This is a genomic window from Arthrobacter echini, from assembly GCF_004803505.1.
In the GTDB taxonomy this organism is placed as follows: Bacteria; Actinomycetota; Actinomycetes; order Actinomycetales; family Micrococcaceae; genus Arthrobacter_D; species Arthrobacter_D echini.
Genome location: NZ_SSWH01000004.1, coordinates 24,700 through 45,156, shown reverse-complemented (window position 1 = coordinate 45,156; position 20,457 = coordinate 24,700). Strand labels below are relative to the sequence as shown.

Annotated in this window: 25 protein-coding genes; 8 read left to right on the top strand and 17 right to left on the bottom strand. The window is 68.2% G+C overall.

The features are described 5' to 3' along the window. The first annotated feature begins 45 nt into the window (after positions 1-45). From E8P82_RS05790 to fabF, 4 genes are all read left to right on the top strand, one after another. Positions 46-1,011, top strand: coding sequence for an ACP S-malonyltransferase (locus E8P82_RS05790; protein ID WP_136453560.1), 966 nt, complete (start codon positions 46-48; stop codon positions 1,009-1,011). Then, complete coding sequence (locus E8P82_RS05785; protein ID WP_136453559.1) at positions 1,008-2,069, top strand: beta-ketoacyl-ACP synthase III; 1,062 nt, start codon at positions 1,008-1,010, stop codon at positions 2,067-2,069. The genes E8P82_RS05790 and E8P82_RS05785 overlap by 4 nt, the downstream gene beginning before the upstream one ends. A 76-nt stretch (positions 2,070-2,145) precedes the next feature. Beyond that, positions 2,146-2,391: an acyl carrier protein gene (locus tag E8P82_RS05780; protein ID WP_026552001.1), complete on the top strand. Its 246-nt coding sequence runs from the start codon at positions 2,146-2,148 to the stop codon at positions 2,389-2,391. A 117-nt stretch (positions 2,392-2,508) separates the two neighbouring features. After that, positions 2,509-3,744 (top strand): beta-ketoacyl-ACP synthase II, encoded by a 1,236-nt coding sequence (gene fabF, locus E8P82_RS05775; protein ID WP_136453558.1) that lies wholly within the window; start codon positions 2,509-2,511, stop codon positions 3,742-3,744. 107 nt (positions 3,745-3,851) lie between these two features. Here fabF and E8P82_RS05770 read toward each other — a convergent pair whose 3' ends face one another. From E8P82_RS05770 to E8P82_RS05745, 6 genes are all read right to left on the bottom strand, one after another. After that, a complete protein-coding gene (locus E8P82_RS05770) occupies positions 3,852-4,355 on the bottom strand; it encodes a DUF3145 domain-containing protein (protein WP_136453557.1) in 504 nt (167 codons plus the stop codon). A 231-nt stretch (positions 4,356-4,586) separates the two neighbouring features. Next, on the bottom strand, positions 4,587-5,519 hold the full coding sequence (locus tag E8P82_RS05765; protein WP_136453556.1) for a tyrosine recombinase XerC: 933 nt from the start codon (positions 5,517-5,519) through the stop codon (positions 4,587-4,589). A 53-nt stretch (positions 5,520-5,572) separates the two neighbouring features. After that, entirely contained in the window at positions 5,573-6,202 is a 630-nt protein-coding gene (locus E8P82_RS05760; protein WP_246021002.1) for a methylated-DNA--[protein]-cysteine S-methyltransferase, read from the bottom strand. A gap of 55 nt (positions 6,203-6,257) precedes the next feature. Next, entirely contained in the window at positions 6,258-7,451 is a 1,194-nt protein-coding gene (gene dprA / locus E8P82_RS05755; protein WP_136453741.1) for a DNA-processing protein DprA, read from the bottom strand. Continuing rightward, the gene (locus E8P82_RS05750) at positions 7,451-8,986 is read right to left on the bottom strand and encodes a YifB family Mg chelatase-like AAA ATPase (RefSeq protein WP_136453555.1); all 1,536 of its coding nucleotides are present in this window, start codon (positions 8,984-8,986) and stop codon (positions 7,451-7,453) included. The genes dprA and E8P82_RS05750 overlap by 1 nt, the downstream gene beginning before the upstream one ends. After that, positions 8,986-9,351: a YraN family protein gene (locus tag E8P82_RS05745; protein WP_211096806.1), complete on the bottom strand. Its 366-nt coding sequence runs from the start codon at positions 9,349-9,351 to the stop codon at positions 8,986-8,988. Before E8P82_RS05745 ends, E8P82_RS05750 begins: the two co-directional genes overlap by 1 nt. Positions 9,352-9,585: 234 nt before the next feature. Between E8P82_RS05745 and E8P82_RS15150 the strand changes: the two genes are divergently transcribed. From E8P82_RS15150 to E8P82_RS05730, 4 genes are read left to right on the top strand one after another with little or no spacing between them, the layout of a single operon-like run. Next, a complete protein-coding gene (locus E8P82_RS15150) occupies positions 9,586-9,867 on the top strand; it encodes an aldehyde dehydrogenase family protein (protein WP_211096805.1) in 282 nt (93 codons plus the stop codon). Then, positions 9,816-10,919 (top strand): aldehyde dehydrogenase family protein, encoded by a 1,104-nt coding sequence (locus tag E8P82_RS05740; protein ID WP_211096804.1) that lies wholly within the window; start codon positions 9,816-9,818, stop codon positions 10,917-10,919. The genes E8P82_RS15150 and E8P82_RS05740 overlap by 52 nt, the downstream gene beginning before the upstream one ends. After that, on the top strand, positions 10,916-11,518 hold the full coding sequence (locus E8P82_RS05735; protein ID WP_136453553.1) for a nuclear transport factor 2 family protein: 603 nt from the start codon (positions 10,916-10,918) through the stop codon (positions 11,516-11,518). Before E8P82_RS05740 ends, E8P82_RS05735 begins: the two co-directional genes overlap by 4 nt. A gap of 16 nt (positions 11,519-11,534) precedes the next feature. Continuing rightward, positions 11,535-12,488 carry a quinone oxidoreductase family protein gene (locus tag E8P82_RS05730; RefSeq protein ID WP_136453552.1) on the top strand — a complete coding sequence of 318 codons (954 nt, stop codon included), beginning with the start codon at positions 11,535-11,537 and terminating at the stop codon, positions 12,486-12,488. A 30-nt stretch (positions 12,489-12,518) separates the two neighbouring features. On the opposite strand, the gene E8P82_RS05725 is transcribed toward E8P82_RS05730, so the two are convergent. From E8P82_RS05725 to ffh, 11 genes are all read right to left on the bottom strand, one after another. Continuing rightward, entirely contained in the window at positions 12,519-12,845 is a 327-nt protein-coding gene (locus E8P82_RS05725) for a DUF2469 domain-containing protein (protein ID WP_136453551.1), read from the bottom strand. Between the two features lie 4 nt (positions 12,846-12,849). Next, positions 12,850-13,581: a ribonuclease HII gene (locus tag E8P82_RS05720; protein WP_136453550.1), complete on the bottom strand. Its 732-nt coding sequence runs from the start codon at positions 13,579-13,581 to the stop codon at positions 12,850-12,852. Continuing rightward, complete coding sequence (lepB, locus tag E8P82_RS05715; RefSeq protein ID WP_246021000.1) at positions 13,578-14,396, bottom strand: signal peptidase I; 819 nt, start codon at positions 14,394-14,396, stop codon at positions 13,578-13,580. The genes E8P82_RS05720 and lepB (E8P82_RS05715) overlap by 4 nt, the downstream gene beginning before the upstream one ends. An 89-nt stretch (positions 14,397-14,485) precedes the next feature. Beyond that, a complete protein-coding gene (gene lepB / locus E8P82_RS05710) occupies positions 14,486-15,169 on the bottom strand; it encodes a signal peptidase I (protein WP_246020998.1) in 684 nt (227 codons plus the stop codon). Between the two features lie 3 nt (positions 15,170-15,172). Beyond that, positions 15,173-15,532: a 50S ribosomal protein L19 gene (rplS, locus tag E8P82_RS05705; RefSeq protein ID WP_136453549.1), complete on the bottom strand. Its 360-nt coding sequence runs from the start codon at positions 15,530-15,532 to the stop codon at positions 15,173-15,175. A gap of 229 nt (positions 15,533-15,761) precedes the next feature. Then, positions 15,762-16,532: a tRNA (guanosine(37)-N1)-methyltransferase TrmD gene (gene trmD / locus E8P82_RS05700; RefSeq protein ID WP_136453548.1), complete on the bottom strand. Its 771-nt coding sequence runs from the start codon at positions 16,530-16,532 to the stop codon at positions 15,762-15,764. Further along, complete coding sequence (gene rimM / locus E8P82_RS05695; protein ID WP_136453547.1) at positions 16,532-17,125, bottom strand: ribosome maturation factor RimM; 594 nt, start codon at positions 17,123-17,125, stop codon at positions 16,532-16,534. The genes trmD and rimM overlap by 1 nt, the downstream gene beginning before the upstream one ends. A gap of 111 nt (positions 17,126-17,236) precedes the next feature. Then, positions 17,237-17,482 carry an RNA-binding protein gene (locus E8P82_RS05690; protein WP_136453546.1) on the bottom strand — a complete coding sequence of 82 codons (246 nt, stop codon included), beginning with the start codon at positions 17,480-17,482 and terminating at the stop codon, positions 17,237-17,239. Position 17,483: 1 nt separating this feature from the next. Further along, positions 17,484-17,888 (bottom strand): 30S ribosomal protein S16, encoded by a 405-nt coding sequence (gene rpsP / locus E8P82_RS05685; RefSeq protein ID WP_136453545.1) that lies wholly within the window; start codon positions 17,886-17,888, stop codon positions 17,484-17,486. A gap of 155 nt (positions 17,889-18,043) precedes the next feature. Next, positions 18,044-18,751: an alpha/beta fold hydrolase gene (locus E8P82_RS05680; RefSeq protein ID WP_136453544.1), complete on the bottom strand. Its 708-nt coding sequence runs from the start codon at positions 18,749-18,751 to the stop codon at positions 18,044-18,046. Positions 18,752-18,794: 43 nt separating this feature from the next. Next, a complete protein-coding gene (gene ffh / locus E8P82_RS05675; protein ID WP_136453543.1) occupies positions 18,795-20,378 on the bottom strand; it encodes a signal recognition particle protein in 1,584 nt (527 codons plus the stop codon). Positions 20,379-20,457: the final 79 nt, after the last annotated feature.

The following is a 20,457-nucleotide window of genomic DNA, read 5'->3' as shown; positions in this document are numbered from 1 at the left end:
GGCCGGCCACGCGGTAACACCGACTCCATTTGGAAAGCTGGAAGAGTGCTTGCAATCACCTGCCCCGGACAGGGCTCCCAGACTCCGGGCTTCCTGAGCCCCTGGCTCGAACTCGCAGGAGTCCGCGATCACCTCGAACAGCTCAGCGAGCGAGCCGGGGTCGACCTGGTCCGTCACGGGACCGTCTCGGACGAGGAGACCATCAAGGACACCGCGGTGGCCCAGCCGCTCATCGTCGCCGCCGGCCTGGTCACGGCCCGCCTTCTCCTCGAGGACTTCCTCCTGACGGCGGCCACCGTCGTCGCCGGTCACTCCGTCGGGGAACTGACCGCCTCGGCCGTCGCCGGAGCGCTGACCGAGGACGACGCCGTCGCCTTCGTCCGAGTCCGGGCCAATGCCATGGCCGAGGCCGCCGCCGAAACAGCGACCGGCATGAGCGCGGTGCTCGGGGGTGACCCCGAGGACGTCGCCGCGCGTCTGGCGGAGTTCGGACTCACCGCAGCGAACATGAACGGTGGCGGACAGGTGGTTGCCGCGGGTACCACCGAGCAACTCGCGTCCCTCGCCGAGAATCCTCCCGCGAAGGCACGTGTGATCGCCCTGAAGGTCGCGGGCGCATTTCATACCCGACACATGACGCCGGCCGTCACGGCGCTGGAGGCGCTTCGGCCCTCGCTCTCCCCCTCGGCGCCGGTCGCCACGCTGATCTCGAACTACGACGGCAGGCCCATCGTCCAGGGGCAGCAGAACCTCGACAGCCTGATCGCGCAGGTATCGCGTCCGGTCCGCTGGGATCTCTGCATGGAATCGATGCAGCAGATGGGGATCAGCGGAATGATCGAGCTCTCCCCCGCCGGAACCCTGACCGGGCTGGCCCGCCGGGGAATGCGCGGAACCGCATCGCTGCCCGTAAAGTCTCCCGAGGACCTGGACGCCGCCGCCGCGTTCATCGAAGAGCATTCGCGGACCCCGGATCTCGATCCGTCTCTCATACCCGAAGGATCCAAGTGAGCATCAGTACACTCAAGCAGGCCCCCCTCCGCGAACACACACGTATCCGTGGCGTGGGCGGTTACCGGCCAGAGGTGATCGTGACGAACGAGGACGTCTGTCAGTGGATCGACTCCTCGGACGAGTGGATCCGGCAGCGGACCGGCATCGTCACACGCCACCGTGCGCCGCGCGATGTGAGCGTGATCGACATGGCGGAAGCCGCAGCCCAGGAGGCACTTGCAGCCTCCGGCATCGACGCCTCCCAGCTCGGCGCCGTCCTGGTCTCGACCGTGACACATCCCTACGCCACTCCCTCGGCAGCGGCCCAGCTGACGGACCGCTTGGGGGCCACGCCCGCCGCCGCATACGACATCTCCGCCGCCTGCGCCGGCTACTGCTACGGAATCGCGCAGGCCGACGCCCTCGTGCATGCCGGAACGGCCGAGTACGTCCTGGTGGTCGGCGTCGAGAAGCTCTCGGACTTCATCGACAACTCCGACCGCACCATCTCCTTCCTGCTCGGCGATGGTGCCGGCGCCGTCGTCGTGGGTCCCGCCGACTCCGCCGGGATAGGACCGTCGGTGTGGGGCTCCGACGGCAGCAAGCGCGACGCGATCCGGATGGACCGCTCGCTGCTGGACGTGCGCGACTACGCCATCGGCGCCGTCGCCACCGACGCCGAACGCCAGCAGGACGTGGACGCGGAGCGGCAGAGCCTGTGGCCGACCATGCGCCAGGACGGCCCGACGGTGTTCCGCTGGGCGGTCTGGGAAATGGCGAAAGTGGCCCAGCGCGCCCTCGATGCCGCTGGTGTGACCGTCGACGATCTCGCCGTGTTCCTGCCGCATCAGGCCAATATCCGTATCATCGATGAGATGGTGAAGCAGCTCAAGGTGCCGGAGCACGTCTACGTGGCGCGGGACATCGTCGATGCGGGGAACACCTCGGCCGCCTCGATCCCGCTGGCCATGCACCGCACCCTCAAGGAGCGGCCCGAGCTCAGTGGCAGGCTCGCGCTGCAGATCGGCTTCGGTGCCGGACTCGTCTTCGGTTCGCAGGTCGTGGTTCTGCCCTAGTCCCCAAGCCCAGATCGCGACAGCGCGATCTGCCCATCCCCGCCGGTCCGCCGGCAAGAACAGAAAAGGAGCCGTAATGGCGAGCAACGAAGAAATCCTGGCCGGCCTGGCAGAGATCGTCAACGAGGAGACCGGGCTCGCCCCCGAGTCCGTCGAGATGGACAAGTCCTTCACCGACGACCTCGACATCGACTCGATCTCCATGATGACCATCGTGGTCAATGCGGAGGAGAAGTTCGGCGTACGCATTCCCGACGAAGAGGTCAAGAACCTCAAGACCGTCGGCGACGCCGTCACCTTCATCTCCGGCGCCCAGGCCTAGCAGCTCCGGCTCCCGCCCTGCGGCCGCTCCCGGCACACCCGCCGTGTGAGCGGCCGCAGTCGTCACGTCCTCGCCCCGGTGCAGCCGGTGCGTTCTTCCCGCTTCGAAAGAGTGACCATGCCACGCAAAGTCGTCATCACCGGACTCGGTGCAACCACCCCGATCGGCGGGGACGTACCCACCATGTGGGCCAACGCCCTCACGGGGGTCTCGGGTGCACGAACCATCGAAGCGGACTGGGTGCAGAAGTACGAGCTACCGGTCACCTTCGCCGCCCAGATCGCCACTGGGGCATCGGAGGTCCTCTCCCGCGTGGAGTCCAAGCGTATGGATCCCTCGACGCAGTTCGCCGTGGTCGCGGCGCGTGAGGCCTGGCGTGATTCGGGCATCGAGGAGGTGGACAAGGACCGGCTGGCCGTGGCCTTCGCAACGGGTATCGGCGGTGTCTGGACCCTGCTCGATGCCTGGGACACGCTCCGGGAGAAGGGGCCGCGCCGGGTGCTGCCGATGACCGTCCCGATGCTGATGCCGAACGGCCCTGCCGCGGCGGTCAGTCTCGACCTCGGCGCGCGTGCAGGAGCACACACTCCGGTGTCGGCGTGTGCCTCGGGGACAGAAGCACTTCATCAGGGACTGGAACTCATTCGCTCGGGCAAGGCCGATGTGGTGATGTGCGGTGGGGCCGAGGCTGCGATCCACCCGATGCCGATCGCCGCTTTCGCCTCGATGCAGGCCCTGTCACGGCGCAACAGCGAACCGGAACTCGCCTCACGCCCCTACGACACCGACCGCGACGGCTTCGTGATGGGAGAGGGCGCCGGCGCCCTCGTCATCGAGGCGGAAGAGCACGCGCTGGCCCGCGGCGCGCGGATCTACGCGGAACTCGCCGGGACGTCCGTCACAGCCGACGCCTACCACATCACCGCACCGGATCCCGAGGGTCTCGGCGCCACCAGGGCACTCAAGGCAGCACTCTTCGACGCTCGTGCCCAGGCGGAGGATGTCGTCCATGTCAACGCCCACGCCACATCGACGCCCGTGGGTGACAAGCCCGAGTACACGGCGTTGAACGCCGCCTTGGGCGCTCATCTCGATCAGGTGGCCGTCTCGGCGACGAAGTCGCAGACAGGTCACCTTCTCGGAGCCTCGGGCGCGATGGAGGCCATCATGACGGTCCTGGCACTGCATGAGCGGAAAGCCCCCGTGACGATCAATCTCGACAACCAGGATCCGGAGATTCCCCTCGACATCGTGACCGCACCCCGCGATCTGCCGGCGGGAGACGTCGTCGCCCTGAGCAACTCGTTCGGCTTCGGAGGACACAACGCGGTGATCGTGCTGCGCAACGTCTGAGCGCCGGTCGACCCTGGGCGAGATACATCTGGCAGCGGCCTGCGTCCTCCTGCCGGCCACCCCTGGGGTCGATACACCTGGCCGGCGAGTTCCCGGCCGACCTGTTCCTAACCCACCTGGTGGAGCCATCGGACAGGGGCCCCCTCGGCGGCATGACGGAACGATTCGAGCTCCTCGTCCCAGGACTCGCCGAGCGCCAGCGACAGCTCGTGGTAGACAGCTGCGGGATCTCCCGCTCCGGCCTCGTAGGCGTAGCGGATCCGGTCCTCGCTGATCATGATGTTGCCGTGCACGTCCGTCGTCGCATGGAAGATTCCGAGTTCGGGAGTGTAGGACCACCGGCCGCCGTCGGCACCGGGGCTCTGCTCCTCGGTGACTTCGAAACGCAGGTGCGCCCAGCCGCGCAACGCGGATGCCAGGCGGGAACCCGAGCCCTGCACGCCTGACCAGGGCAATTCCGCTCGCAGCATGCTGGGAGCAGCAGGCTGCACGGTCCACGCCAGGTCGGTGCGTTGGTCCAGCACGGACCCTACGGCCCACTCGACATGCGGACAGAGCGCACTGGGGGTCGAGTGCACGTACAGGACACCGCGCGCCATCACAACAGACATTCCATCCTCCATAGCTGTAGGTACGTCTTCCCCAACGACCTTCAGTGATGGATGGCACTGCCCGTGTCATACCGACGCTGTCCACGTCTTCCGCGGAAGTCTTCCGCGGAACGAGGGATCCTCGCCGGCTACGGCTCATTGTGCCCGAGATCGGCGGATCGCGCCACTGCCGGGGAGCGCCGGCCGGGCGAGGTGGATAGCCGCGGGTCCCGGTGGAGGGCTGTAGTGCTCTCAGGCCCGGGGGTGCGCCTGCTGGTAGCTCTGGCGGAGGCGGTCCACCGAGACGTGCGTGTACAACTGGGTGGTTGCGAGGCTCGAATGACCCAGGAGCTCCTGCACCGACCGCAGATCGGCACCGCCGTCGAGCAGGTGGGTTGCAGCGCTGTGCCGCAGGGAGTGCGGACCGCGGGCTGCCGTGTCCCCGAGCGCCTCGAGGGATTCCGCCACGAGGGACCTCACGGCGCGCTGACCCATTCGCCCGCCACGTGGTCCCAGGAACAACGCGGCACCGCTCACTCCGGTGACCCACTGCTTTCGTCCTCGCCTCAGCCAGTCATCCGTGGCCTCCGCGGCGGGCACTCCGTACGGAACCGTTCGTTCCTTCTCCCCCTTGCCCAGAACCACGAGCGTGCGGCGCTCGAGGTCGAGGTCGTCGATGTCGAGGCCGACGAGTTCCCCCACGCGAACCCCTGACCCGTACAGCAGCTCGAGCATCGCGCGCCGCTGGAGCTCGCGCGGGTCGCCGGACCGGGCCCGCTCGGCGAGCGTGTCGAACAGCGCTGTGGCTTGCGACCGGCTCAGCACCTCGGGGAGAGCACTGGCCCGCTTCGGCGCACGAAGGCGCAGTGCCGGATTCACCGGCACCAGCTCGTCGCGGACGGCCCAGTCCATGAAGGTCCGGACCGAGGCTGCCCTCCGCGCGATCGTGGAACGCGAGAGGCCGGCGGCATCCAGTGCACCGAGCCAGGCACGGAAGTGGTGCAGTTCGAGGTCCTGCAGACCGGACGCGCCAGCACCAGAGGCATGTGCGAGGAACAGCTCGATGTCCAGCTGGTAGGCGCGCCTGGTGTGGTCGGATCGATGACGCTCCCGAGTCAGGTAATCCAGGAACATCTCGAGTGCCGTCTCGAACTGCCTGGGGCCTGCTGCGCTGCCGCTTCCCATGACGCCTCCGCTTCCGGTTCCTATCGCGCCTCACCGCGCCCCACAGCGAGTACTCACTGCGACCCACGGCCGGCAGCCCCTCCCACAGTACCTACGAGGCTGCGGGTTCCGGCTTCGTGCTCGAGCAGGGCGCTTTTCGTCCCGATACCGGAGGCGTAACCCACGAGTCGATCGGAACTGCTGACCACTCGGTGACCCGGCACGATGATGGACACCGGATTGGCTCTCACGGCTGCTCCGATGGCCCGGCCCATGGCGGGATTCCCCTCGCGTTCGGCGAGATCACGATAGCTGCGACGCTCGCCGTAGGGAATCTTCAGCAGATCGGTCCAGACGCGTACCTGGAAGTCGGAGCCGTGAAGCCCAAGAGGAAGATCGAACCCCTGACGGGCGCCTGCGAAGTACTCACCGAGCTGGAGTGCTGCTCGGTCGAGGACGGCCATCGTGGTGTCCGGCACGGGCTGCTGGGCATCGGACCCGCTACCCGTCCCCGCCACCGCGGGCGTCGGCCCTGACCGGTGGACGGCGTACCCGAGCCGTACAGGCTCGGGTGCCGGGTCGTGGTTCCGGTGGTAGAGACCGACGAGGGTCTCTGCCTCGGCGACGAGCACGAGTCCTCCCACCGGGGACTCGATCTCCTGATGCCATCGTTCACGCATGCTGCCTGCACTGCTTCTCGCCATGGTGATCCTCCTGCTGTCGGCCGGGTACCGGCTGCTCGAGCCCTGGTCGGGCACGTCATCTTCTCTGCCGCCGCCACCCCTCACCGGTGCGGCATGCGAGGCCTGCGAGTTCGAGGCGGGACAGCCCGCTGATGACCTCGCGGACGGAGAGACCGGCCACGGACGACAGTTTGTCCACGGTCGTCGTGCTCCGTACCGGCAACCCGTCCAGTACCAGCAGATCCGGTACCGTCAGGCCGTCCTGGTCACGGGTGGGAGCGGCCTCGGCCCGTGCACGATCGCCCAGGGGCTCGCCGCCCAACGGGCCGGCGAGTTCGACGACGTCGGCCGCGTCGGTGACGCAGACCGCGGACCCGTCGCGCAGCAGTCTGTGACACCCGGCCGAATTGGCGGAATGGACCGAGCCGGGCACGGCACCGACAGGACGGCCGAGTCCTGCGGCGTGGTGTGCCGTGTTCAGGGCTCCCGATCTCCAACGCGCCTCCACGACGACGGTCACAGCGCTCAGCGCTGCGATCAACCGGTTCCGCTGCAGGAATCTCCAGCGGGTGGGAGAGCCCCCAGGCGGAACTTCGGAGATCAGTAGACCCGAGTGCGCGATACTGCGTAGCAGCTCCTCGTTGCCCGCCGGATAGTACCTGTCGATGCCGCCGGCAAGCACCGCGATGGTCGACGGACCCTGACCATCGGCGGACACCAGTGCAGCCCTGTGCGCACGTGCATCGATGCCGTAGGCACCACCGGAGATCACCCGGTACCCGCGTTCGGTCAGACCCGAGGACAGTTCAGCTGTCACCGAGTCGCCGTACGCGGTGCTGTCCCGGGATCCCACGACGGCCGCCACACGGCTCAGCGGCGGGACCGACTGCGTCCCACGCACCCACAGGCACACCGGAGCAGCGCCCTGGAGATCGTCCAGGGCCTCGGGCCACTCATCGGTCTCGGGGGTGACCAGCCGACCGCCGAGCCGGCGGAGGGTGGCCAGGTCACGCTCAGGAGAAAGATCGGCCAGTCGCGGTGCCCACCGGGTGAGCCCGTCCTGGAGCGGGTCCCGCGGCCCGTCGGCAATCCCGAGGAACTCACGCAGAGAGCACCCGAGGGTGGTGTCCGCCGAGAGGTCCCTGCGGGCGATCCGTAGGGCATCGACGGGTCCCACCATGGCGACCAGACCGAGTCCCACGCTGTCCGAGGGCTCGAACAGGCGCGAGAGTGCCGCCCTGGCGAGTGTGGTGGAGTTGTCGGGTTTCATCACGCCGCCCGTTCCTGCAGTCGGAACCCGAGCGCGGTGACGACGTCGTCGGCATCGGGACGGGTGCGACCGGCGAGGTCCGAGATGGTCCATGCGACGCGTGTGACCCTGTCCCAGCCACGCGCACTGACGAGATTGAGTTCGAGGGCCCTGTCCAGGGAGGCCGTGACGGTGCGCGGCAGGGCGAGCTCGTCGCGAAGGATCCGGCCCTGCACCTCCGCATTCGTGGCGATGCCCCACGCGCTCAACCGCTCCCGCTGGGCACCACGGGCACCGGAGACCCGTGCCGCGACCACGGCCGAGGACTCCGCTGCATGGGCATCGGCGTAGTCGGCGAGTCCGACCCGCCGCACCGCCAGTTGCAGGTCCACACGATCCAGCAGCGGCCCGGAGAGCCTGTTGAAGTAGCGTCGACGCTGCTGGGCCGTGCACACGCAGTCGGTTCCCTTTCCGCTGGCGAGACCGCACGGACACGGATTCAGTGCCAGCACGAGCTGGAAACGAGCCGGGTAGGATGCCGTTCCCGAGGCTCGGTGCAGCACGAGTCGCCCACTCTCCAGCGGCTCACGCAGCGCCTCGAGGACCCGCCGCTCGTACTCCGGCGCCTCGTCGAGGAACAGCACACCGCGATGGGCACGGGATGCTGCACCCGGGCGCGGAATACCACTGCCTCCCCCGATGACGGAGGCCGGAGTCGCCGTGTGGTGCGGGCTCTCGAAGGGAGGCTTGCGCACCAGCTCCGCACAGGGTCTGTCACCGCTGAGACTGTGGATGGCCGTGACCTCCATCGCGTCGTCGTCCTGGAGATCAGGCAGAATTCCGGGCAGACGCTCGGCGAGCATGGTCTTGCCCGCCCCGGGCGGTCCGACCATCAGCAGGTGGTGGGCGCCCGCAGCGGCGACCTCGAGCGCGAAGCGGGCCTCCTGCTGGCCGGCGATGTCCGAGAGGTCACGTAGGTGCTCGGGCTGTGCGTGCTCCGCCGCCGTCGCCACGGCGAGCACGGGATCGGGCAGCTTCACCAGTGACGCGTCGGCGCCGAAGGCGAGCGCCACGTCGGCAAGTGTGCGGAAGGAACTGACCTCGGCCGCGGGGACCAGTGCGGCCTCCGCCTCGTTCTCCTCGGCGACGACGATGCGATGATGTCCGGCCGCCACAGCCGCCATGACCGCCGGGAGCACTCCTCTGACCGGACGCAGTCGGCCGTCCAGTCCGAGTTCTGCGATGAAGACCGTGGAACCGCACCCACGCACATCCCCCGCCGCGGCAAGAGCCGACATGACAATCGCCAGGTCGAACGCCGAACCGCGCTTGGGCAGGGAGGCGGGGATGAGATTGACGGTGAGCTTCCTGCGGCTCAGCGGAACACCGGCGTTCCGGGCCGCCGCCCTGATGCGGTCCTTCGCCTCGTTGAGCGAGGCATCGGGCAGCCCGAGGAGCACGAACGCCGGCAGGGTCTGCCCGATGTCGGCCTCCACCTCGATCACGTGACCGTTCATGCCCACGAGCGAGACCGCGTAGGTCCGACCGAGGGCCATCAGACGATGGCCCTGACGTGCTCGATACGCGGAGCCCCGGAACCGTCGTCGAGCACCCCGACCGCGTCGATGCGGAAACCGCTGAAGCGCAACTCGTGGGCCCGCGCCCACGTCAGGGCGAGCCGGTACAACCTCTCGAGCTTGCCGGCACTGATCGCCTCGAGCGGTTGCCCGAAGTCGTCCGAGCTCCGCGTCTTCACCTCGACGATCACCAGGGTGGAGCCCTCCACCGCGACGAGGTCGATCTCACCCGCCGGGCACCGCCAGTTGCGGTCCACGATCAGCAGGCCCTCGCCCTTGAGGAACTCAGCGGCCGTCGCTTCCCCGCGGCGTCCCAGTTGATCCTTCGCCAACATGGTCATCACCTCCACCCCCAGCCTGGAACAGGGGAAGGAAGAACCGAGGAAGAGAAGCTGCTATGTGGACAACAGCACGCGCACCACAGCCGGTGGACATTCCTCGCCGGGCAGCTCCGAGGGTCGAGGCGGGAGGAACCATGGCACGAAACGGATCCCGTCTCGTCAAGGGGGGCGCAGGGGGCTGAGTGCCCTGTACCATCGTGTGCATCATTCCGGCAGCTCGAAAGGACGCGGCCCACGATGACGAGATACGAGAAGGCCCGCCACTGGATCGATGGCCAGTGGCTGGATTCCGGACGAACCGGTATGTCCATCGACCCGGCAACCGGGGAGGAGATCGGTGAGTACGCGGAGGCGACCGCCGACGACGCGCAGCACGCTGTCGACGTCGCCAAACGCGTGTTCGACACGACCGACTGGAAGCGGGACCGTCGGCTACGGGCCCGGGTCCTCAACAAAATGGCAACAACATGGCCGCCCGCTTCGAGGCACGCAAGGAAGACCTGCTCGAGGTCCTCATGACCGAGAACGGCAAGGTGCGCGCCCACGCCGAGGTCGAGTTCGGGTTCGTGCCGGACACGCTGCGGTTCAATGCGGCCCTCGCCCTGACCGAGAGCGGTCACGTGTCGTCGGTCGAGGCCGGCGTACTGGACTGGGTCATCGGACAGCCCATGGGCGTCGCAGGCATCATCGCGCCGTGGAACAGTCCCATTGCTCTGGGCATCCGCTCGCTGGCTCCGGCCGCCGGCTGCACCGTGGCCTTCCACCTGCCGTGGCAGACCGCGCACACGAACTCCCTCATCGCCGAGGTCGTCTCGGAGACCGAGGACCTGCCCCGGGGCGTCGTCAATTTCTTCAACGGCGGCACGGAGACCGGGCAGGTGCTCGTGAAGTCCCCGGACGTCCCGTCGATCAGCTTCACCGGGTCGACGGCCACGGGTCGGGTCATCTCCGAGCAGGAGGCCGAACACCTCAAGCGTTTCGCTCTGGAGCTCGGGAGCAAGACCCCCCTCGTCGTGTTCGACGACGCAGACCTCGGCGAGGCCGTCGAGAAGGCCGTCCTGGCCCTCGCCGTCTTCGCCGGGCAGTTCTGCATGACCGGCAGCCGCCTGCTCGTACAGAGCGGCGTTGCCGACGAGGTGCGCAGCAGACTCAAGGACGCCCTCGAGGCACTGGTCGTCGGACCCGCCTCGGACCCGGACAGTCAGATGGGCCCGGTCATCGACCAGGCGAATGCAGACCGGATCGACGGCGTCGTCCAGCAGGAGATCTTCGGTCCGGTTCTCACCATGGAGGTGTTCGATACCGAGGAGCAGGCCGTACAGATGTCCAACGCCACGGAGTACCGCCTCGCCGCCAGCATCTGGACACGTGACGTCGATCGCGCGCTGCGCGTCGCCGAGGCGATCGATGCGGGGACCATCTGGATCAACGACCGGGCGGCGCTGTACGACCAGTTCGAGGAAGGCGGCTTCAAGGCCTCCGGTACGGGCCGTATGCGCGGTAGCGCCGTGCTCGACGACTTCCTCGAGCTCACGCACATCTCCATCAAGCCAGGGGTGACGGGACGATGAGCACCACTCGCTGGGAGGACAAGCTCGCGATCCGAGAGGTCATCGAGAACTGGATCGTCTTCTCCGACTCCGGATTCTGGGACGAGTTCGGGACCGTGTGGCACGAGGGTGCCGATATGTCCGCGACGTGGCGCGAGGCGTCCGCCGACGACTTCATGGCCGGACGCCGGGAAGGGTGGGAGAAGGGCGTCTCGATCATTCACGCACTCGGCGGAACGAGCCTCGACCTGGTGGGGCGGCGGGCCATCGCCCAGACGAAGATGACGATCTCGCAGCGCGCGGAGGTTCATGGGGTCGAGGTGGACGTCGTGTGCACGGGCCGGTTCTACGACTTCTTCGAGGAACGCGACGGACGCTGGGCCATCGTCCACCGTCGCTGCATCTACGAGAAGGACCGCATGGACCCGACCACACCCGGGGCGGGCGTCGATCTCGACCGGAGCCTGCTCGACTCCTTCCCGTACGGGTACCGCCATCTGGCCTATCTGCAGACGCAGATAGGCTACGAGGTCAAGGGCCCCCCGCGACCGGGTATGAAGGGTCCCGAGGTCGAAGCCCTGTACGCGCAGGGACGCGAGTGGTTGAACGACGACAGCTGAGTCGAGAGGAGCTGACATGAGGGCATGGCGATTCGAGGAGTTCGGCGGACCGGAGGTGCTGCACCTCGGAACGGTCGACACTCCGCAGGCTGGTGCAGGTGAGGTCCTCGTCCGCGTCGAGGCGACAGGTCTGAACCCGATGGATCTTGCGAATCTGCAGGGCGCCTTCGGAGGCCAACTGCCGCGGACGGCAGGGCGGGACTTCGCCGGGACGGTAGCGGGCGGTGACCTCGACGGGGTCGCCGTGTGGGGCACCCCGCAGGGGTTCGCAGCGGACCGGGACGGCAGCCTCGCCGAGTACGTCACCGTGCCCGCGGACTGGGTGGCACGGCGGCCGCGGTCCCTCTCACCGGCTCAGGCCGCAGCGCACGGTATTCCCACGCTCACGGCGTGGGAGGCCATCGTCTCGATCGGCAGGGTGCAGCCCGGCGAGCGGGTGCTCATCACCGGGGTCACCGGCGCCGTCGGTCGGATGGCTGCGCAGGTCGCGGCGTGGTCGGGGGCGCGGGTCATCGGCGCGAGCCGACATTCGGGTTCCCCGGTGCGAGGTGTCCATGACATGCTGCACCTCGATGCCGCCGACCTCGCGGATGCCGTGCAGGACGTCACCGAGGGACGGGGCGCCGACCTCGTCCTGGACACCGTCGGTGGTGACTTCTTCGCCCCGTCCGTGCAGGCGCAGGCCAACCCCGGGCGGCAGGTCGCCATGTTCTCGGCGGAGCCCACCGTGAGTTTCGATCTGGCCGAGTTCTTCCACGGTCGACGCCGGCTGATCGGCCTGGACACTCTGCAGCTCACCGGCGTGGAGACGGCGCATGCGCTCACGCAGGCAGGACGCGGGTTCGACTCCGGCGCACTCGAGCCCCTGGACGTCGACGAGTGGTCGTTCGACGACGCCGGCGAGGCGCTGGCTGTACTCGCGTCACCGCCGGACGGGCGCCCCGCCGGACGGCAGGTCATCGTGCTCTGACGGCGCGGGACCAGGTGGGGTGAGCCGCGCTCAGCTGCCCAGCGTCCCGTCCTTCGCCAGGGTGATGTCGTCCGTCTTCGTCAGCTCCTCGACGTTGACGTCCTTGAACGTGATGACGCGGACGTTCTTCACGAACCGCGCCGAGCGGTACACGTCCCACACCCACGCGTCCTGCAGCGTCAGATCGAAGTAGACCTCGCCGTCCGCGGAGCGCGCCTGCAGATCCACATGGTTCGCCAGGTAGAACCGGCGCTCGGTCTCCACGACATAGCTGAAGAGCCCCACGACGTCCCGGTACTCGCGGTAGAGCTGGAGCTCCATATCGGTTTCATAGTTCTCGAGATCCTCGGCACTCATTCGATCATCCTCTTTCCAGGATCGGCGCGGCAGGCCTGTCGAGGCTGCCCAGACGCCAGGTTCTACGGTGATACCCCGTGGGGCCGGCGGCGTCGATCGCTGCGCGGTGCCCCTCGGTGGCGTACCCCTTGTTGACGTCCCATCCGAAGGACGGGTGGTGTGCGGCGAGCGAGACCATCAGGGCATCCCGCTCCACCTTCGCGAGTACACTCGCGGCGGCCACGCTCAGGCACGTGAGGTCCGCCTTGATCCGTGTGTGCACGGGTGCCCTGCAGCCCGGCTCAGCCGCAGCACTCCCGGCGTCCTCGCCCCGTGCGCCCGGCAGGCGCGCGGACAGCCAGTCGTGGTTCCCGTCGAGCACGACGACGTCGGGAGGGACGATCGCGCTGACGGCTGCCCATGCCCTGCTCCCGGCGCTCCGGAGGGCGCCCATGAGACCGACGGCGTCGATCTCCGCGGCGGAGGCGTGGCCCACGGCGGAGGCCACGGACCAGCGCCGGATGCGCGGCACCAGCGCTTCACGCTCGGCGGGCCGCAGCAGCTTGCTGTCGCGGACTCCGCGCAACCCCTTGACGGACTCCAGGTCGACGACGACGACGCCGACCGACACCGGACCGGCCAGAGCTCCCCGACCGACCTCGTCGCATCCCGCAACGAATCTGTGGCCCTGCTCCGCGAGGGACTTCTCGACGCGGAGGGTAGGGGCAACTGAGCGTGGCCGACGAAGGGCATTCACGATCCCGCAGGCTCCGGAACGCCGTCGAACACGCCGTCCGGATGATTGTCGAGGAAGCCGATGCGATCCAGCGGCCAGGCGATGACGGCGGCCCTGCCCTCGACGTCGTCGATGTCGACGAACCCTTCCCCGGACTTGTCCTGATTCGCGCGGGAATCGGCCGAGGCATTGCGGTGGTCCCCCATGACCCAGACGCTGCCCTCGGGGACGACGACGTCGAACGGGACGTCCGAGGGGTTCGCGCCCGGGAACAGATAGGGCTCCACGATGGGCTCACCGTTGACCGTGAGGCGACCCTCGGCGTCACAGCAGGCCACGGTGTCCCCGGGCAGCCCGATCACACGCTTCACCAGATGCTGCTGGGACCGGTCCGGGGAGAGACCGATGAAGATCAGCGCCTCCTGGAGCCAGCTGAGCTGGACCTCCTCCTGCGGCGGCAACCAGCCCTCGGTGTCCTCGAAGACCACGATGTCCCCCCGCTGGAGATCGAAGGGCTGGGGCACGAGCTGATTGACGAAGATGCGGTCGTCGATCTCGAGGGTCTCCTCCATGGAGCCCGACGGGATGAAGAAGGCACGGAAGAAGAAGGTCTTGATCAGGAACGAGAGGACCAACGCGATCACGATGATCGTCGCGATCTCCTTGAGCCAGGCACCGATCCCGCGATCGGCACTCTTCTCCGCCTTCTGGCGGGACGCGCGCCGGGGCGCATCGTCGGCAGCCGGAGCGAGCGCGGGATCCATGGCCGGCTCGACGGCGTGGGACCCGGCTGCTTCGTTCCCCTGGTTCGACTTCCTGCGGAAGCTCCGTGCCATGTACTGATTCCTCTGTGGTCGTGGTGATGCCCGGCTGCTGCCCGTCGCGGGCCCGGCGCACTGATCTGCTCCCCGCAGTTCCGACCGGCTCAGGCGGCCGAACCCGGGATCGGCGCAAACCGTCCAGGGGGCCAGACTAGCTGAAAGGCCCTCCCGATGATCCGATCCTCGGCGATGAGTCCCCCGCCGGGCGCACCGAGCAGTGACCGCGAGTCCTGCGACACCGCACGGTGGTCCCCGAGGACCCACACACGCCCCTCCGGCACGACGACGTCGAAGTCGTCGTCGCTCGCTCGGTCGCCCGGGTAGAGGTACGGCTCGTCCAGGACGGAGCCGTTGACGGTCAGGTCCCCCTCCTTCGAGCAGCACTGCACATGGTCACCGCCGACCCCGATCACGCGCTTGATGTAGACGGTGTCGCTACCACTGACTCCGAGCCACTGGCCGGTGGCTGCGAGCAGGCGCTCGGGCAGCTCCCGATCGTCGGTGATCGGGTCGAAGGACCCCCTGCCGTCGAAGACGACGATCTCTCCCGGCCGCACCTGCCCGGCAGTACCCGCACGTTTGTCCACGAGGACGCGGTCGCCCTCGCTGAGGAGGGGTTCCATCGACGGGGACGGAATGAAGTAGACATCCACGAGGAAGCCCCGGACCAGTCCGGTGACGAGCGTCGCGATGACGACGGCGGAGAGCACGAAACGCCAGCCCACGGATCGGGACCGGCGTCTCGCGTGCTTCCCGGTCGTCGGCCGGGCGGCAGGGGGTTCGTGCACCAGCTACTTGAGCGTCTTGGGGTCGCGCTTCTCCTTGATCTTCGCAGCCTTGCCGCGCAGATCACGCATGTAGTACAGCTTGGCGCGACGTACGTCGCCACGGGAGACGACCTCGATGCGTTCGAGCACCGGGCTGTGGACGGGGAACGTCCGCTCCACCCCGACGCCGAAGCTCACCTTGCGGACCGTGAAGGTCTCGCGGATACCATCGCCCTGGCGGCCGAGGACGAAACCCTTGAAGATCTGGACGCGGGTGTTCCTGCCTTCGATGATGTTGACGTGGACGTTGACGGTATCGCCCGCGCGGAAGTCCGGGACGTCGTTGCGGAAGGATCCGGCATCGACGGAATCGAGAATATGCATATTGGTGCTCCTGATGAACGCCACAGGTCATTCACGTGGGTCACGGCGGCAAGGACGGGACACGTAGGTCCCGGCAATACCTCCGGCAAGGGGATGTCCGGCCGGTCCGATGATTCGGCAGGCCGGTGTGGAACTGTCGACCGGACGCCCCCTGTGGCAGGGTCCGGCCCAGTGGACACAGGCACCGATTATTCCACAGCGGCCGGGCCAACCGCTAATGCTGCCCCGGTCAGCGCCGAGCGTCGTCCGGCCCGGTTCCGGCCTCACGCACCGCCGCGTGCTCCTCGTCGGTCAACGCCGGCGCATCGAGCCCGGACAGCAGATCCGGCCGCCGCTGCGCTGTCCGTCGGACCTGTTCGAGTCGCCGCCACTGAGCGATCCTGGCGTGATTGCCGCTCAGGAGCACCTCGGGGACCTCCCGGCCCCGCCAGGAGGACGGCTTCGTGTAGACGGGGTACTCCAGCAGTCCGTCCGCGTGCGACTCCTCCACGAGGGAGGCCGGATTCCCGACGACGCCGGGTATCAGCCTGCCCACGGCCTCCACCATCGCGAGGACGGCCACTTCCCCGCCGTTGAGCACGTAGTCACCGAGTGAGACCGGACGGACGTCGAACAACTCCCGCGCCCAGTCGATGGCGCGCTCGTCGATGCCCTCGTATCTGCCGCAGGCGAAGACGAGGTGGTCCAGCTCGGCGAAGTCGTGGGCCATCGCCTGGTCGAAGACCGCCCCCGCCGGCGACGGGACGACGAGCGTGGGTCGTGGCACGGAAGCCGAGGCCTGTACAGACTCCAGCGCCTGCGCCCACGGCTCGGGCTTCATGACCATCCCGGCCCCGCCGCCGTACGGAGTGTCGTCCACCGTCCGGTGCCGGTCGGTCGTCGCGTCCCGCAGATCGTGGATACGGATGTCGAGGACGCCGTCCCGGCGCGCCTTCCCGATGAGGGAGAGATCAAGCGCCGCGAGGTACTCCGGGAAGATGGAGACGACGTCGATGCGCACTAGCGCAGCGCCTCGCCGGACCCCGGACGTGCCCCGGAACCGTCATCGACGCCGTCGCCGTCGTCGGGCGCCTGGTTCGAGCCCGGTGTGTTGAGTTCGAAGAGCCCTGCGGGCGGTGTGATCACGATGAACCCTTCCTCCGGGTTCACCTCGGGCACGATGTCGCCGACGAACGGCACGTAGGCCTCGTGTCCGTCGGTCAGTTCGACGACCAGGAGATCCTGCACCGCCATGGTCCGCAGCGCGGTGACCGTGCCGACCGACACGCCGTCCACCCGGGCATCGAGGCCGACGAGTTCGTGCTCGTACCAGGCGTCGTCGTCCTCGTCCTGGACCTCGGAGGTGTCGATGAACAGCCGGGCGCCGCGGAGGGTCTCCGCCTGGTTCCGGTCGCCGATCCGCTCGAACCCGACGATCAGGATGTCCTTGTTCCAGCGGGCCTGCCCGACCGTCAGCTCCGTCACGGCCGCTCCCTCGACGCGGAACACCTCGCCGGTGTCGAAGCGGTCCTCGGGCGCGTCGGTGAACAGCTGCACGGTCACCTCGCCCTTGATGCCGTGCGGCTTGCCGATCCTGGCGACGAGTACGTCCATGGTGGTGCTCCTGCTGAAATCGATGGGGGTCGTGCATGAGAACGGCCCCACCGCCAGGTCCTGGTGGTGGGGCCGATCAGAAGCGCTCGTGCTCCGTGGTTCAGGTGCGGTTCAGCTCCGGCGGCGGTCGGTGTCGACGACGTCCACGCGCACCGGCTCACCGTCCGCAAGGGCTGCTATGACCGTGCGCAGTGCGCGGGCGGTGCGGCCCTGGCGGCCGATCACCCGGCCGAGGTCCTCCTGGTGCACGCGGACCTCGAGGGTCTCACCGCGGCGGTCGTTCCTCGCGGAGACCCGCACGGCGTCGGGATTGTCGACGATGCCGCGGACGAGGTGCCCCAGGGCTTCGGCCAGCAACCTACTCCGCCTCGGTCGCTTCCGCTGCGGCGTCGTCGCTCTTCTTCGCCTTCGGCGTGATGGCCTCGGGGACGATCACGGAGCCCTTGTCGGGAGCGACGAACTGCTCCTTCGATGCCTTGGTCCTCAGGGTGCCTTCCTGGCCCTTGAGTCCCTTGAACTTCTGCCAGTCGCCGGTGATCTTGAGCAGGACGGAGACCTGCTCCGTCGGCTGCGCACCGACGCCGAGCCAGTACTGGGCCCGGTCCGAGTCGATCTCGATGAACGAGGGCTCCTCGGTGGGGTTGTACTTGCCGATCTCTTCGAGGGCACGGCCATCACGCTTGGAGCGTGCGTCCATGACGACGACACGGTAGAACGGTGCACGGATCTTGCCCATGCGCTTGAGGCGAATCTTTACGGCCACTGGTGTGGTCACTCCTTGTAAATGAAAAGGGGCGAACCCGTCATCCTGCTCCCGTGGGGCGGGCCATTCATGGGGGTTCTTCAGGACACGATGCGCGCACGGAGAGAGGGGCCATGCGGATCGGGTACGGATTCATTGTGCCAGACGGTGCTGCATTAGGCGACTTCGGCCTGAGCGGAAGAGCGCAGGAACGTCCTGATGAGGGTGTCCCCCTCGTCCGAATCCTGCGGACGGTGACCGCCCGGCGCGTGGTGATGGATGGCCCCCGTGCCGGCCAGGTACCCGGCGACCTCCTCGTAGAGCGGCTCCCACCCCCCGGTGAGCACGAGCGTGGGCACACCGGGGACGATCGTCAGGGGCGCCTCCCAGGGCGGACTCTGGAGTCGCAGCCTCGCCGCCGAGCGGCGGGCCGCCTCCGTGGTGGGTTCACGGGCATCGGCGGAGAGGACCAGGCGCACGAATTCCCGGTGGAACTGCTCGTCCGACATCTTCTCCCGTTCGGCGAACAGGGGCGCCACCAGCTCGATGTGCGCCTTCGTCGCCGGCAACTCCGCGGTCAGCGAGAAGCAGGCCGGTTCGACCAGGGTCAGGGTGCGCACGAGATCCGGGCGCTCCACAGCCAGCAGCATGGCAGCGACCGCACCCTGCGAATGAGCGACGACGTGTCCCCCGGCGCCGAGTGCTTCGGCGATGATGGCCTTGTCGCGCTCATGGTCGGTGGGCAGCGGTGCCTCCGTCTCCGAGAACCCGTGGCGCCGCACATACAGGCAATCGAACTCCAGGGACAGTCCGTGCTGGCGCGGCCATGCCGCTGCACCGAACGAGCCTGCGCCGTGGACGAGGACCATGCGCCCGGGCCTCACGTCCGTTCCCGGTTCACCGTCGGCCGGACCCGTACCACCGGGGCTACTTCCCGAGGAACTTCTCGAAGCCCTTCGGAAGATTCATCGCCGAGGGATCGAAGTCCTGCTGGCCGCCGAACGCCGCACCCGAGGGCGCAGCGCTGCGGGCCGCGACGCGCCGTTCCTCGGCCTCCCTGGCCTCCTGCGCCGCTTTGGCCGGGTTGCCCGAGCGCGGCTTCTTCTTCCCCTTGGCCGCGACGGCCTTGTTCTTGCGGGCTCCACCGAAACCACCGGGTCCGGCCATCCCGGGCATGCCGGGGACACCGCCGCCGGAGGCCATCTTCTTCATCATCTTCTGCGCCTGCGCGAAGCGCTCGAGCAGTCCGTTGACCTCGGAGACGTGCACGCCCGACCCGCGGGCGATCCTCGCGCGCCGGGAGCCGTTGAGGATCTTCGGCGCAACACGCTCGTGCGGAGTCATGGAGCGCACGATCGCCTCGACGCGGTCGATCTCGCGCTCGTCGAAGTTCTCGAGGGCCTCCCGCATGTTGGCGGCGCCGGGCATCATCATGAGCATCTTCTTCATGGAGCCCATATTGCGGATCTGCTGCATCTGCGCCAGGAAGTCGTCGAGGGTGAAGTCCTCCTGGTCGGCGAACTTCTTCGCCATCCGGGCCGCTTCGTCCTTGTCCCAGGACTTCTCCGCCTGCTCGATCAGGGTCAGGATGTCGCCCATGTCGAGGATGCGCGAGGCCATCCGATCAGGGTGGAACAGCTCGAAGTCCTTCAGCCCCTCACCCGTGGAGGCGAACATCACCGGTTTGCCGGTCACGGACGCGACCGAGAGCGCCGCGCCGCCGCGCGCATCACCGTCGAGCTTGGTCAGGACCACGCCCGTGAAGTCCACACCCTCGCTGAACGCCAGTGCGGTGGTGACGGCGTCCTGACCGATCATCGCGTCGATCACGAAGAGCACCTCGTCGGGGCTGATCGCCGCCCGGATGTCCGCGGCCTGCTGCATCAGTTCGGCGTCGACACCGAGGCGTCCGGCCGTGTCCACGATGACGACGTCGTGCAGGCGGGCGCGCGCCTCGGCGACGCCCTGGCGGGCCACGGCCACGGGGTCGCCGGTGGCCGCCTCGAACTCGGAGCTGACACCGGGGTGCGGCGCGAAGACCGGTACGCCGGCGCGTTCACCGTTGACCTGGAGCTGCCGCACGGCGTTGGGGCGCTGGAGGTCGCACGCGACGAGCAGCGGGCTGTGCCCCTGCCCCTTGAGCCACGTGGAGAGCTTCCCGGCCAGGGTGGTCTTGCCTGCACCCTGCAGTCCGGCCAGCATGATGACCGTCGGCGGATTCTTTGCGAGGCGGATGCGCCGCGTCTCGCCGCCGAGGATCCCTACGAGTTCCTCGTTGACGATCTTGACGATCTGCTGGCCGGGATTCAGCGCCTGCGACACCTCGAGGCCGAGCGCGCGCTCCTTGATGGACGCCGTGAAGGCGCGAACCACGGAGACGGCGACGTCGGCGTCGAGCAGGGCGCGCCGGATCTCGCGGACCGTGGCGTCGATGTCGGCTTCGCTCAGCCGCCCCTTGCCACGGAGGTTCTTGAAGGTCGCAGTCAGGCGGTCGGAAAGTGAATTGAACACGTGCCGTGAACTTCTTTCATCGGGAAAGGATGGAGACTCTGGTTCCCTAGGGTATCAACAGGGCATGTGCCCACGAATG